At 41.5% G+C, this 14,522-nt stretch carries 8 protein-coding genes; 6 read left to right on the forward strand and 2 right to left on the reverse strand.

Going from position 1 to position 14,522, the window contains the following annotated elements; translation table 11 throughout:
- The first annotated feature begins 181 nt into the window (after positions 1 to 181).
- A complete protein-coding gene (locus IDJ77_RS08270) occupies positions 182 to 328 on the forward strand; it encodes a hypothetical protein (protein WP_191188467.1) in 147 nt (48 codons plus the stop codon).
- Between the two features lie 59 nt (positions 329 to 387).
- The gene (locus IDJ77_RS08275; RefSeq protein ID WP_191188468.1) at positions 388 to 1,293 is read left to right on the forward strand and encodes a DUF5655 domain-containing protein; all 906 of its coding nucleotides are present in this window, start codon (positions 388 to 390) and stop codon (positions 1,291 to 1,293) included.
- A gap of 634 nt (positions 1,294 to 1,927) precedes the next feature.
- On the opposite strand, the gene IDJ77_RS08280 is transcribed toward IDJ77_RS08275, so the two are convergent.
- Positions 1,928 to 3,268, reverse strand: coding sequence for an Ig-like domain-containing protein (locus tag IDJ77_RS08280; protein WP_191188469.1), 1,341 nt, complete (start codon positions 3,266 to 3,268; stop codon positions 1,928 to 1,930).
- A 104-nt stretch (positions 3,269 to 3,372) separates the two neighbouring features.
- Here IDJ77_RS08280 and IDJ77_RS08285 point away from each other — a divergent pair, with 104 nt between their 5' ends.
- The 4 genes from IDJ77_RS08285 to IDJ77_RS08300 all read left to right on the forward strand — a co-directional run bounded on the left by IDJ77_RS08285 (position 3,373) and on the right by IDJ77_RS08300 (position 13,714).
- Positions 3,373 to 4,278 carry a hypothetical protein gene (locus IDJ77_RS08285; RefSeq protein ID WP_191188470.1) on the forward strand — a complete coding sequence of 302 codons (906 nt, stop codon included), beginning with the start codon at positions 3,373 to 3,375 and terminating at the stop codon, positions 4,276 to 4,278.
- A 771-nt stretch (positions 4,279 to 5,049) separates the two neighbouring features.
- Positions 5,050 to 8,997 carry a PKD domain-containing protein gene (locus IDJ77_RS08290; protein WP_191188471.1) on the forward strand — a complete coding sequence of 1,316 codons (3,948 nt, stop codon included), beginning with the start codon at positions 5,050 to 5,052 and terminating at the stop codon, positions 8,995 to 8,997.
- 60 nt (positions 8,998 to 9,057) lie between these two features.
- On the forward strand, positions 9,058 to 12,885 hold the full coding sequence (locus IDJ77_RS08295; RefSeq protein WP_191188472.1) for a DUF6443 domain-containing protein: 3,828 nt from the start codon (positions 9,058 to 9,060) through the stop codon (positions 12,883 to 12,885).
- 412 nt (positions 12,886 to 13,297) lie between these two features.
- The gene (locus IDJ77_RS08300) at positions 13,298 to 13,714 is read left to right on the forward strand and encodes a hypothetical protein (RefSeq protein ID WP_191188473.1); all 417 of its coding nucleotides are present in this window, start codon (positions 13,298 to 13,300) and stop codon (positions 13,712 to 13,714) included.
- A 375-nt stretch (positions 13,715 to 14,089) separates the two neighbouring features.
- Here IDJ77_RS08300 and IDJ77_RS08305 read toward each other — a convergent pair whose 3' ends face one another.
- Positions 14,090 to 14,479, reverse strand: coding sequence for a hypothetical protein (locus IDJ77_RS08305; RefSeq protein ID WP_191188474.1), 390 nt, complete (start codon positions 14,477 to 14,479; stop codon positions 14,090 to 14,092).
- Positions 14,480 to 14,522: the final 43 nt, after the last annotated feature.

The raw sequence follows: 14,522 nt of genomic DNA on the forward strand, positions 1-14,522 counted from the left end.
GCGGCAACTAACTTTTAGTGCAGCAAGTATAACCCTCGAGCAAAAGTACTTTCAAGAGCAACTTAGAATTACTTATAATCTCTTCAGTGTTAAAAACGAGGAATTAAAATCCCGGATAGACAAATTGAATAGAATATTTCAGAGAGAGATACCCGATTATGCAAAAACTGAATTGCGGATTTTGAAGAAAGAGAAACTCGGCGATGAACTGATGGTTGAAGCATTAGAACAATTGGTTGCAAAAAATCAGATAGAGAAATTTCAAAAGCAAACTACGGAAATGGACGCGCTATCTATAAAAACAATTTGTAGCGAAAGCTTTATTTAATTAAGTCATTATCAATTTCCAACTTAACTAAAGGTAGAAAAATCGATTTTTTATTCACTATGATATTATACAACAAAAACCTCGGTGAAATACAGGGAATTAAAGAGTTGCCATTTAAACTTGAAAAGGATATTCAACAAATTTTTGAAAGAAATTTAAGGACAATTACCGGCCTGCATTTCGTTAAGTCAGAATTCACTATAAAAAGTAATCGTATCAATACCTTGGCCTATGACATAGAGAATAAATCATTTGTCATAATAGAATATAAAATGGATAAAAATTATAGCGTGATAGACCAAGGTGTATCATACTTAAACCTTATGTTAGAGTATAAGGCTGACTTTATAATTGAGTATAATGAAACTCAGCAAAAAACTTTAAAACGCGATGAGGTGGATTGGAGTCAAAGTAGAATTATCTTCGTTTCATCAACTTTTACGGAATTTCAAAAGCAGTCTACCAATTTCAAGGATTTCTCAATTGAGTTGTGGGAGATAAAGCAATTTGAGAACAATACAATCTTCATCAATCCGATAAGGAAGACATCAGCGGCACCGAGCATAAAAATAATTGCCAAAGAGAATGAGCAGCTACAAAAGGTAGCGCGGGAAATTAAGACTTTTACCGAAGATGATCATCTGACCCGAGCTTCAGATGATATTACAGAATTGTATAATGAATTTAAAACGGCTATTCTAAATCTTAGTTCCGACATCGAAATCCAAGCAAAAAAGGACTATATAGCATTTAAGAAAAGCAGCAATGTTGTTGATATTACCCTTCTTAAAAAGTCATTAGAGCTTTGGATAAATCTTAAAAAAGGAGCGCTGATTGACCCTCAAAATTTAATGAGAGACGTATCAACTATAGGTCATTGGGGCAATGGAGACTACGAATTGGTAGTAGAGGATAATTCTAATTTGGAATATATTATGTTTTTAATTAAACAAGCTTTAGTTTAAAATAACCCTGACCCATATATGAAGAATCTTTTAAAGCTTCATGAAGCTATAGTGATTGCATTATTGAGCAACGACGAGCGGAAACTAAACTTCGAACAAATCGGGAATTTTATTAATGAAAGAAATTTATTTCCTAATAGAAAAGGAGGCATTAGCTTAGAAAAACAGGTCATGTTACGTTCAACCAAAAGTAAAGGTCGGTATCATTATTTATTTGAACAGTTAGACGAATACACTATTCAGTTGAGGAATCTTATTTGAATTCATCTCTATTTGTCCTAACTTTATTGACAGCCTGATTGACAGTAAAAACAAAAAACCCTTGCAAGTGGTTGATTTGCAAGGGTAATCTGATTGTTAAAGTAGCCCGTAGGGGAAAGATATCGAACCGCTTTTTGGATGATTTGAAACGACTTGCCAGCTAAGTGAAAGGTCGATCCTTTTATCTTATTGCTCATGCTTGCAGACTTTGAGGTTGAACTGGGTATCCCGGACTACTTTTCTTTGAAAAGAAAAGTAGCAAAAGAAACAGGATGAACCGCTACTTTCAATATAATGCTTTTTTCGGGTTCGAGTTGTGTCTTGCTAAGATTGGGCGAGCCTGGATTTTCTTATTATATATTTATAGAAGTCATCAAATCCCTGTTCCATCCGTATGGTAAGAAACGGTCGGATTAGATGCATTTGATTTAATGGTAATTGGCGAATCAAAGTAACCTTTACTGGTCGGCTTAAAACTTAGGACCACGTCTACACTGCTATTTGCCGGAACTGTAACTGTCTGCTGTGATATTGAAAACGGTGAATTAACTCCAATTCCTGATACTTTTATAGGTGCCGCTCCTAAATTAACTAATGGCAATGTTATAAATTTGCTTGTATTTGTCGATACATTGCCAAAACTTGTAACTGTTCCATTTTTTATAATCAATTGACCTGTAGGGATATTTTGGGGATTTGCTGTGACAACAAGCATACACATTTGCCCCGCATTTGGGCCTGAATTAATAGTGCCGGCCAAAGTCAGGCTTTTAAAGGTATCTCCCTGAGAAATTAGTGATTGCTGAATGTTATTCAGATCCCAGTTTATGGCCGTCGCATCACTGAATAAAGTTACGCCCTGATCCAGTTTAAATACGCTGACGCTGTACCCTACTGCGCCAATATCTACCACATTGTTTAGATTGTTACGCAGCGCTGTTGACATTGGTACCCGCGCAATCACCCTTTTAGCAATCACTTTAGCAGTAGAAACCGTGATAGCGTCGACAAGTGTTGTAAAAAAAACTGGGCAAGCAATTTCAGCTGTTGGCGGATCGGCACAGCCAATTCCCGAAACCGTTAAAACAGATTTAGTTACCGGATTGCTTATAGCATCATTCAGGATATCCTGACCCAGCGAATTGACTAAGTATGCTGCGGTGTTTATGTCAAACTTGGCAAAATTTTGCGCCCTGATTCCCAAAACCAATTGTGCCTGACTAATAGATTCTGGCGAGGCTATATTTAGTACCATCGACGCATGGCGCAGGTAATTGAAACTGGTATTTTTATAAACCGATACAGTGCTTGTCCGAGAATTGCCCCCGCTAAGATTAAAACGGAACATATAAAAGCCAGAAGTTAAAAAGGTTGGCACTTTGCTTACATAGTCGAGCATGCCTTGCGCATTAGCCCTAACCGTAGTGCAGTAACCTAAAACCGGGTCCTCGACACCAACTAACGCGTTAGGCACAACTACATTGCCTGATTTAACCACCAAGTGATGAATAAAGCTTTGACCGGTAGTGAGCGCCTTTGCCGACGACAGAGTGACGGTTAACGTAGGTGCAGCGGTTTGAGTAAGCAGCGTGCTATTAACTGATGATAGATTTATTAAAGAATCCACCGGTTTCACGGTTGGTTCGGTTGTTTTTTTGCAACCATAACCCGCAACCAGCGCAATAATGATCAGCCATTTCAATACAGATTTCATATCAATTGATTTAAATTAATTGTACTGCTAATTTACTGATTTAATGATTGTTAGTTATATCAAATTATCCCGATATTGCGAAATAATTTACGAATCGTAAAAAAATGGATATTAACGAACACTACCGGATTGCCAAGACTTGGAAATACAGTACGGATACCATATCATTAATAAATGATGAGATCAAACGGTATTATAATAATTTGAACGAAGGCAGGACGCATAAAGACCGTTTCAAAAGATTTAATAATAGTAAAACGTTCAATGAGCTGCATGTCCATTTACAGAATAAAAGTGGATTCAGCTTTGCGGAATTGCCGAATCCTCGCTGGCTTCAAGATTTTTACAACAATCAGAAAAATGGGACCGCCTTAAAAACAAAGTGGGTCGATGCAATTCTGAAAAGTTTTGATTTAAAATACGATCCGGCCACAGGGTCCTTAAAGAAAGGAAAAAGCAGCGTACCTAAACGCAGTGATCTCCATAAAGAACGCTCCGAAATCATTAACTATATAACCCACAAATCCCGCAAATCAGAAGAATTGATTGATTTTGTCGGATGTTACAAATACTTTGCGGGTGCGAGGCGCATAAATACACGATTTGATTATATATACGAACACGAATTGGAGATATATGTTGACGGTAAAGTGGAAATTCGTAATCCTTTTAATAAACACATTTATCTTGGTACAGCGGTCGTGATGACAAATTCATGTCTGCAAATTATATCCTATAATTTTGATAATATGTTATTAGATGGTATAGGTAATTTATTGACCTTTAAGATCAATAAATACGCTCGTCAGGCGGAATTAATTCCCGGCGTGGGCCTTACTTTCGATTCCGGACATCAACCCATTGCTACGCATGTGCTTTTAGTTAATAATTTGACGCTAACAAAGCGATCTCCTCTTATTCGTGAATACTTTGACACTTTAGCCGAGCAATTGCGCATGTATGCCCCATCACTTGATGAAGTAGAGACATTAGTGAATAAATATTTTTGAAAGATTGATAGCATTATGTGAATTTTTAGGGTCACATATACTTATTGCTGATGCCTTCTTCATGATTTTTGGGGAGGCTTGCTGGTTCGAGGACAACCTCAGGAAAGGAAGACCCCAAAGAAAATCGTTAATCATCTTTAGGATAGTTTTTAAGACTGTATAATCTTTTGTTTCTTTTTCTACTTTTCTTTACAAAGAAAAGTAGCTCGCCAAATATTAATCGTGGCAAAGCGCGAAAGTCGTTATTGCCTTTGCAGCGCCGAGTTACTTATTGTATTTCAACTGGCCAAGGTCGTAAATCGTCTAAAAAACGGCTCGATATCTTCCCATACGGCTTAACAGCGACAGAATTGCGTGAATCGACTTTTGTGTTGAGTACCGCCACGTTGTCGATACAGAAATCGTAATTTTTTTTGTGATACGCTAACCAAATGTCGACTTTGTTAATGTGCCTACATTTTTGCATGGCTGCATTGTATACCTAATTAGTTGAGCCATATTAAAGTTTAGAAGAAAATTCATAAAAAAGTGTGATAGCTATTGTTTTATTAAAATAAGTATATTTATATTTATCTCAATAAATCTAAACCTTTATCATATAATTATGAACCACCCCTGCACTTTGCCACAGCCCCGGTTTTTATCTTTTTTAAATTACAATTACAGGTCTTGTATTTGATTTACAAGCTCGTTATCGTAATTATTTGCCGCTAAGTTCCAGCAGGCAATTGTTCGTTATGACCTTTTTCGATCATCCCTAATTATTATCATATGTATAAAGCTATCGCTGCGTCTATTTTTTCGTTTTTCTTTTTATTTATTTTAAATGCAAATGCCCAAGTTACGGTAAATAATTTAACTGGTGCCGGGTATGCCCAAATACCGGTATACACGCTAAGCAGCGGCCAGGTTGGTGTTCCGGTAGCATTGGCATACAGCACTACGGGAGTGCGCCCAAAAGATGTAGAGGGTACAGCAGGCATTGGCTGGAACGTCCAGGCTGGTGGCCAAATCACCAGGCAATTGCGTAGTATCCCCGACGATGTTGTTTATGATAATGGCACAGGCGGCACTACGCAGTATGGCTGGATGAATTATACCTGGGGAACGCTTATCAGTGGTTTTTCTCCTGCCAATGACAACAATTTCGCAACCTGCCCGGACGAAGCAACTGACATCAGCTACATTAATACCAACCTCCCTTCAAATAATGTAGATAAAGAACCGGATATTTTCAATGTAAGTGCGCCCGGGTTATCTTGCCAGCTTGTTTATGATAAGGCATCCTCTCAGTTTAAACTCATAAGCTACCAGGATTTAATAATCAGTTATACTACTGTGGGAGGGGCTGGGCATGACGCTACTTTGATTGCCTCATTTACAATTACCAACGACAGGGGTATTAAATATGTGTTTGGAGCCCCGGAAAGTGTGACTCAAAAAACATTGCCTACCGATTATGGCAGCCATGCTTTTTTTACGACCAAATACAATAATTTCATCAATGGTATCACATACAATAGCAGTTGGCAATTAACATCCATCACTGACCCAAATGGTAACGGTGTGCAGCTGAATTATACTGCGGTTCCCGTTAGAAACAGTACTGACAAAATTATATTGTACCTATCTGGTTCAGATACGCAAAAACTCCAATACCTTGTGCAACGCGCCGTAACCTCCCAGGAACTTAGCAGCATCAATACCTTCAATGTTACTACAACCACAACCGGCTTAACTTTTACCAGGACTACCGTAAATTCGGGCCAGACTATAATAACCGGTATAAGCGGCTTAGGGCACAGTTACCAGTTAAATTATTCTACTGTGAATTCAACTCCCGGCGGGTATTACCGGTCTTTCCTCCGCAGTTTTACCGAACCTGGCTGTAGTACGCCAATCAAATACACCTTCACATACGGGGGCGAGACGCTTTCCAGCGGTAACTACACAACTGCCCTTCCCGATTCCACTACTAAAAAGCTGGATTACTGGGGTTATTTCACAAATACCACCTCTTCAACGCTTATTCCAAAGGTTTGGGTAAACCCATTTAACTCGGGTTATCCCCGGTATTCGATTTATAACCCGGCAACAAGCGCGGGGGGGTATGTATATTCCACTACGCTGGGTAATAATAGGACCCCGGTTTCCCCAAGCGCCGGCGTTTCTGTAGGATGCCTGGCCACTATCACAAATGTTATGGGGGGCGTAACCTCTATGGAATATGAACCAAATACTTATTACGATCTGCCCTCTGGCCAAAGCGTTATAGGGGGCGGACTCCGCGTAAAATCCATAACAAATAATGATGGCATTAACACGGTAAATAACATTGTTACCAGTTATACCTACCTTAATTCCTCGGGCGCTACAAGCGGAAAGCCCATATCCCTTCCCGCCTATGCCTTTACCCTCCCGTCTACTTCGTCATTAACCGGCCAGTCGCTATGGGATTATATTACGGTACTTTCAGAAACAGATCTGTCCGAAGAAGACCATACCATTATGTATACCGATGTAAGAGTATATAAAACCAATGCAGGCAGTACGCTGTATTCATATTACGTGCCTGCAACCTATTGGGACCTTAGTTCGTCGGCTATCTGCACCGGGTGCAGCACCACCGAGTGGGCGCCAACTACTGCTTATACCGCAAGAAATAGTTGTACTACCGCCAACTGGAATGTAAAAAATGACATGTGGGCATACCCTTTTGCCCCAAATGCCAATTTCGACTTTGAAAGAGGTTTACTTGGGGGTGTAACTACTTTTAACGGCGCCGGTGCGGTGGTAAGCACCGTTTACTACAGTTATACCCGCTCTTATACGCCTACTGCTATTTGGGCGTACAAAGAAGACGATATGGCATTCGGTAGTTTATCGGTTAAAGCATACAGCAAGTATCCCGTTTATTTTAACACCAGCGAACTGGTTGCACAAGAAGTAAGCAAGAATTACGATTCGCCTACTGTATTTCAAACAAACACTACAAATTATACTTATGGCACTAACCATAAATTACTTAAGCAAAAGCAGTCCACCAACAGCGATGGCAGTGTAGTGGCAACTAATTACACCTACGTAAAAGATTATACAACCTCGGCATCCGGGTCTAATGCTTACGTTAACGCGCTCTACAATTTAAAACAGCCGTCGCTCAACATGAATTTGCCGGTAGAAACCTACCAAACTGTAGCTAAAGGCGGTACTACGGTAGTAACCGGGGGATCGTTGAGCCTTTACAGTGCTTTCACATTAGGCAGCAACACCCGTTACTTGCCGGTTCGGCAAATGCAATTGGTACAGCCCGATGGCCTTGCTTTAGCTTCCTTTACACCTTATGCCATTGTAGGCACAACGCCGCAATCGTCAACGCCCGACAACCATTATTTTACTACTTTAAATATTACTAAATATGATAATTACGGCACGCCGGTAACCATGGACGATGCGAACAAGCGCATGAACACAACAATTACTGACCATTTTTCGGGTAGCCCTGTCGCTGCATTCTCCAATGCCAAAGCCGGCGAGGTAGCTTTCAGCGATTTCGACAGCGACCCTTCATCCCCGCCGCCAACTGCTTTTACCGTAAGTGGTTCAGGGGCATTTACAGCAGTAGGCAGCCATGCGGGAAATGCTTACGGACTTCCGGCAGCGACCAAAACATTTACATCGCCTACCATCACAAAAAATACATCCACTTCAACCTACATTTTGTCGCTGTGGCTCAACAGCGCTAGTGGACCACAAATACTAAATGTCTCATTGAACGGCGGCGGCGCAGTTGGCAGGAGCTATACGGGTACAGGTGGCTGGCAATACGTTGAATTCAAGGTAGACGTTGCGGCTATGCCATCCACATTCACCATCAGTTTCACTTCGCCTACAATAAATATTACGGTTGATGATATACTATTCTACCCGGATGTTGCCGAAGTAAGCACCGTTACTTACGACCCTGTTTATCATTACAAGGTTGCCCAAACAAATACCAACGGTATATCCTCTTATTTTAATAACGACCAATGGGGCCGTGTGTTGTTTGCAATGGACCAGGATAAGAATATTGTTCAGAAGAACACTTATTTCACACCTGCTGATATACAAAGTTTTACATCGTCAGTTATTAGCACTTCGGGGTCTTTTATTTCCGGGTCTCCTGTTTCCTTTAGTGTTTTCCCGGGGACCGCTTGCACAGCAGGCGGCGTAACGGTAGATTGGACTTTTGGCGATGGTACCAGTGCAACAGGTACAACCGGCTTAATAAGCCCGAATCACACCTATGCATCCGCTGGCACATACTATGTTAATGCTACTGTTCACTCACCGCTTTTAGGCGATGTAATTCTTCCTCAAATCACGGTTACGGTGTATCCCGGCACTGTTGCGTTAAGTTATGCCTCTTACACATTTGGCAACGGCGATATTACTACGGTTTTATTTAAGATAGGTTCCACAATTATGTATTCTTTCACCGGGGCGCAACTGAATACCGCAGTTGTTAACCAGGGAAATTACACTATCGTGGTACAGCTTAGTGGCGGTACCCACTACAACTCGGGCACCGGGCTGGGTTACAACAGTGTTTCGTTGGAGGGTAGTTGTATCTCGGCTTGTTCCAGTTGGGTATCCAATAACACGTACACCTATAGCGCAAACATCACTTCGTGTACTGCTTTAAGTTTCACAGTTTCACAGTTTGGCTGCGACTAATAGCTATCTGGTTGTTATGGAATTTATAATTGACTGATCATCGAATTAAAACTTAAACCAATGAAACTTAAAATATATGTACTTGTAAACCTGGCAGCAATGTTTTGCCTTACCCGGTATGCGTCTGCACAGCAGGGGTTTATCCAACAGGATAACATTAAAGTATCGGGCATCATTACGGATGCACAGACTTACCCGCTTACTACTACGCAAAAGCAAACCACCCGCAGCTATATAGACGGGTTGGGGCGCGCCATTCAAACACTTGGGGTACAGGCGAGCCCCGGTGGCAATGATATGATACAGCCTTTTGCCTATGATAATCTGGGCAGGCAAACCAAAAGCTACCTGCCCTATGCCGGGCTGAGCGGAGATGTTAAAGGCAGCTTCAGGACGAATGCATTGAGCACCGCTCAACCTAATTTTTATAACCAAACCAGCCAGTACCTAATAGCCAAGGACGGTAGTCCGTTTACACAGCAGGTGTTTGAGGATAGTCCATTACAACGGTTATTAAAATCAGGCACGGTGGGCGATGGCTTCCAGGCGGTTGGAGGCACCGGCACGCAGTATTATAAAACAGTAAGCTACCGCCATAACTTAAGCGCAACAGACGGCAATATCCGGCTCTGGAATAACGATGGTACCTATACCACAGGCAGCGTTTACACAGATAACCTGCTTACCGTTGTTGATGGCATAGACGAAGATGGCAAAGAAACGCTGACATTTACAGATATGGCAGGCAAAACCATTTTGAAACGCCAAAAGCTTGGCGCTACCAACCTGGATACTTATTACATATACAATGCTGCCGGTATGCTAAGCTACACGGTGCCACCAAAAGCCATTGAGCTGTTAAATGCAAACAGCAGCTATACGCTTGCTACTGCTCCGCTGAGTACCCTGGTATTTAAATTTGTTTACGATGGCCGTGGCCGCATTATTGCGAAAACGATACCCTCAAAAGGCACATCTTATATTGTTTACGACCCGCTGAATCGTCCGGTGCTTACCCAGGATGCAAATATGGCGGCAAGCAATAAGTGGGCTTACATTAAATACGATGTCAAGGGGAGGCCGGTATCGTCAGGTATTTACCAGGATAATACCACTTCGCCAACCTCTCATATCGGGCAGGTGAATATGCAGACCTACGTAAATACACTTACATCATCTTACAACACGGCCTGGTACGAAAGCCGTACCTCAACTTTAACCAACAACGGTTATTACACCAGTAATATTTTCCCGACAACTACCTGGGGCACACTAACAGCCCTGAGCTTCAACTACTACGACGATTACGACATGAACTTCGACAGTTCGCATGCGGATGACTTTAGTTACGCAAACCAATCACTAACAGGCGAGATTGGCGCCACTACTGCAAAAATAAAGGGTGCGCCAACCATTACCTGCAAAGCAACTATTGGCGCTGCATTTACTACGCCTAAGTGGCTGACTACCGTTGTTTTTTACGATAAGCGCGGCAACCCCATTCAGGTGCAAAGCAATAATCACGTGTATTATACTGATATGAATACGGTCACCGATACCAAAACCACCGTCCCCGATTTTACGGGCGTGCCGCAGGTAAGCAAAGTAACCAAGAGGACTGCTGCAAGCACGTATGTATCGACATACACCACGCTTACTTACGACCATATGTACCGGTTAAAAACGGTTGGACAGGGTTATGGCACCACAGCCAGCACCCCAACGGCCAGCCCGGTGGCCGCTTATACTTATAACGAATTGGGGCAAGCAATTAAAAAGGGACTGGGCTACTTAACAGCCAGCACCTGGCTGCAAAACCTGGATATGCGCTATAACATTCGCGGGCAATTGCTCACCATAAACAACAGCACCCTCACAAATGATAGCGGAGTAACCAATGGCGAAACTACCGACGTGTTTGGGATGGAGATGCTTTATGATAAAGTTGATGCCGGGTTAACCAATACGGCTTCATTCAACGGTAAACTTACCGGCGTAAAATGGATGAGCAAGGATGGCGCATTAGCCAACAGCCGCGAACGGGGCTATAAATATACATACGACCAGCTTAACCGTTATAAGTCCGCAATTTATGGCGAACGTACAACGGCGGGCACGGGTACCTTTACCGCCAATGCAAATGCTTTTGATGAAGTGGTAACATCCTACGACCTGGCGGGCAACATTATGGGGCTAACGCGAAACAGTGGTACAATGGGTGGCAGTACTTATACGGCTATTGATAATCTCACTTATAGTTATGATACCAATAGCCCGAACAAACTGCTATCGGTAAGCGATGCTACAGGCAACGCTTTGGGGGTACCTACCGGGGGCAATACTTACCTTTACGATACCAACGGCAACCTTACCAAAGACCTGAATAAAACCATCAGCCAGATAGATTACAACATACTAAACCGTACGGATAAGATAAGCTTTAGCACACCGTCAGGCCGGTATATCAATTATACCTACGATGCATCAGGGCAGCTTATCCGTAAACAGCAATACAATAGTTCTGCATTAGTAAAAACAACCGACTACGTAGACGGCTTTGTTTATGAAGATAATAACCTGTTATACTTCCCTATGCCGGAAGGCCGGGTACGCGTTTTGAGCGGCGTATTTACCCAGGAGTTTGTAGTTACCGATCAGCAGGGCAACGCGCGCATAAGCTTCCAAAACAATAGCGGTGCGGTACAGGTAAAGCAGGAGAACAGCTACTATGGTTTCGGGATGGCGATGCTGACCAGCCCCGTATCGTCACCAGGTGTAACTGCCAACAAACGGCTTTACAATGGGGGAAGCGAATGGCAAAATGATTATACCAATTTGCCTGATTATTATCAAACCTTTTACCGAAATTACGATGCTGCTCTAGGCAGGTGGGTAGCGGTAGACCCTGTGGCCGAATCGCAGGAAGATATGAGCCCTTACCAATATGCGGGCAATAATCCTATTATGTATAATGATCCGCTGGGAGATTTGCTGCCGCAGCCAGGATCTAAGGAAATACCAAATTGGGAAAATATGCCGAACTATTACAACGGGCCACATCAGAGTGTTTTTCATTCTTACGCTAACGATGCAGGATATCCCGCTGCTGGCGATGACAATTGGATCCATGATGGCGGTTACTTTGGCGGCAGTAACTATAGTGCTAGTTGGAATGCTGCGTTGATTGGGTATGGGGGCTATGTTAACAGCGCAGGCCAAGTTGTTTTTTATAATAATCCAATTTACAATTCAATGCTGGAGAGAAATGCAATAAGCGAATCGTTAGATTATACACCGAACTATAATGCTTTAGCGAGAAATGGCAATAACACAGATAGTGAAAGAACTGATTTTGGAGGATATTCTGTCGCCAATCCGGCAGGACTAACTCATGCTCAAGAGTTGGCCAAATATGGACAGATTACTTGGGGCTATAATTTTTCCGTGGGTGCTTCACTTGGACCAGTAGGAGGGACATGGGAAGTCGGAACGATTGTTACCGACAAAGGTTGGGCGAGAGATTACCGAACAACGTATTATGCACCCGGCCTTGCATCCCTATCCGTATCACATACTTTCTTGATGATTAAGTCTATCGATGCCAAAAACTTGCCTACCTTTTCTGATTGGAATGGTCTTTCAAAGGGTGCATTTGCTGGGACTACGTTAAAAGGAAGAACTTCTTTAGCCTACGGAGGTGGGTTAGGGTCTAATTATGCTGTAACTTTTGCAGGTCTCGCATGGGGGCCAAACATAACCAACTTCATGAAAGATTCTAAAACCGGTGGTGGATTAGCTGTAGGTATCACTGTATGGCTAGGCCCAGCTTATAGGTTACCTAATACTATTTATTCTAACTCCTATTATTATGAAATATCTGGTTTGTAGCCTACGCAGGTGGGTGGGACTAATGTCTAATGGCGCAATAAGTTTTTTAGGTCTTCCATGGGAGGCAAAAATAACCAACTGCGTGAAAGGTTCTAAAACTGGTGGCGGTTAGCAATCAGTCTCAATATATTATGGGGTTGACCCTACTGGTTTTTTAACATCACTTAATTATGAATCAAAAAGCATAAAGGTTCACCAGGAGGTTTTAAAAGAAAACCGAAACTGTTTAACAAGCGATTTTTATTGGATTACTAATAGGTTTCGGCGATATCATATTTATTGAACACGAATTTGCACAGAAAAAAGCATAAAGTCGTATTTTCGCACAAGTACTGGTCCAAAAATTAAGAGTGCCGGTGACTATGCAAGTAAAAAAGATCTAAATACTATGAGGTTTATGGGAGGTTATACTATGAATATTAAATCGAAAATAAAAGAAAACTTCAATATTGAACTTGATGCTTTAGAGCTCAAAATCAATCATTATTTGGCTAGCCATTTTTACCGCATTTTAGAAAAAGGATCTGACTATATCATTTTTGTCGATGATGAATTTAGTGATAGGAAGCGGACACGTTCGGATTTTCATTCAAGAATAGGAAGAGGAATGTTTAAATTTGGTCAACTAACTGATAGAGAATCGTATTTGGAGTTGACTTATTTTACTTCTTTGTCTCATTTTATCATCATGTTTTTTTTGTTTTCAGCTTTTTGTGTTTATACCAATAACTTTATTATGCCGATTTTTATTTCAATTGGATTAACTTTGCCGATTTTAATTAGAATTTTTCATTTAAATAAGCACGTGTTTGAAGAAGTGATGCATTAATCTTGGTGTGTGAATTTGACAATTACGTCCACTTGCCGAATTTATAACTTTGGCTTAAAGTATCTGAAGCTTCCAGTTTATTTGGACTTTCATATGCTTGGCATGATTGAGTTAATCAGAATAATAAATCAGAGAGTTGATGGCACGAGACATTGAATCGAGAAACGAAATCGATATTTGGATAGTAGGGGAACAATAGACTAACTGATTCAAAACCAACCATGCTGAAAGAGAGCCCCTATACCCCTCCAATCCGGGCGCGGTGTACACCATCGTATTGGCGCTTAATGCACCCGTGCGTGATTGGATTGCCAGTAAGGGTACAATTTATTGGAATGCCTTCAAAGCCTTAACCCCTTAAAAACTATAAACTCTCTACCACAAATACATATCAATCGTTCCGTTAAACCTGGTTGTTGGAGGGTTGTCAGATTCTTCGCGAATAACGTTAGTATCATTAAACAACACTTTGTAGCCCATAGGGGCACCACCGGTATTCTTTAATGTAAGCTGCAATAAATCGTTAACCTCGCCATAAAACTTAAAGCTGTAGTTACCGCTGGTACCGGGCTTGTCTACCAAAGTATAATAAACAAGGTTGCTGTTTTGCCGTTGTACGATCTTAATATCATAGGTACCGGTTGCGGTGATAACCACTTCGTGGTTTGGGGCTTTCGGGTCAAATTTAGATTTGTCGGTTTGGTCTTTTTTGCAGGCGGCCAAAAATAGTAACAGCATCATAACAGCTGGCAATAGTTTTTTCATGATGAAAGGTTAGGTTATGGTTTGATTATTTATTATTTCTAAA

This window comes from Mucilaginibacter pankratovii (assembly GCF_014773265.1).
Classification (GTDB): Bacteria; Bacteroidota; Bacteroidia; order Sphingobacteriales; family Sphingobacteriaceae; genus Mucilaginibacter; species Mucilaginibacter pankratovii.

Bases quoted from the DNA above. Each gene is read 5' to 3' on its own strand.
- IDJ77_RS08275 (WP_191188468.1), top strand. From the start codon at position 388: ATGATATTATACAACAAAAACCTCGGTGAAATACAGGGAATTAAAGAG.
- IDJ77_RS08280 (WP_191188469.1), bottom strand. From the start codon at position 3,268: ATGAAATCTGTATTGAAATGGCTGATCATTATTGCGCTGGTTGCGGGT.
- IDJ77_RS08285 (WP_191188470.1), top strand. From the start codon at position 3,373: ATGGATATTAACGAACACTACCGGATTGCCAAGACTTGGAAATACAGT.
- IDJ77_RS08290 (WP_191188471.1), top strand. From the start codon at position 5,050: ATGTATAAAGCTATCGCTGCGTCTATTTTTTCGTTTTTCTTTTTATTT.
- IDJ77_RS08295 (WP_191188472.1), top strand. From the start codon at position 9,058: ATGAAACTTAAAATATATGTACTTGTAAACCTGGCAGCAATGTTTTGC.
- IDJ77_RS08300 (WP_191188473.1), top strand. From the start codon at position 13,298: ATGAATATTAAATCGAAAATAAAAGAAAACTTCAATATTGAACTTGAT.
- IDJ77_RS08305 (WP_191188474.1), bottom strand. From the start codon at position 14,479: ATGAAAAAACTATTGCCAGCTGTTATGATGCTGTTACTATTTTTGGCC.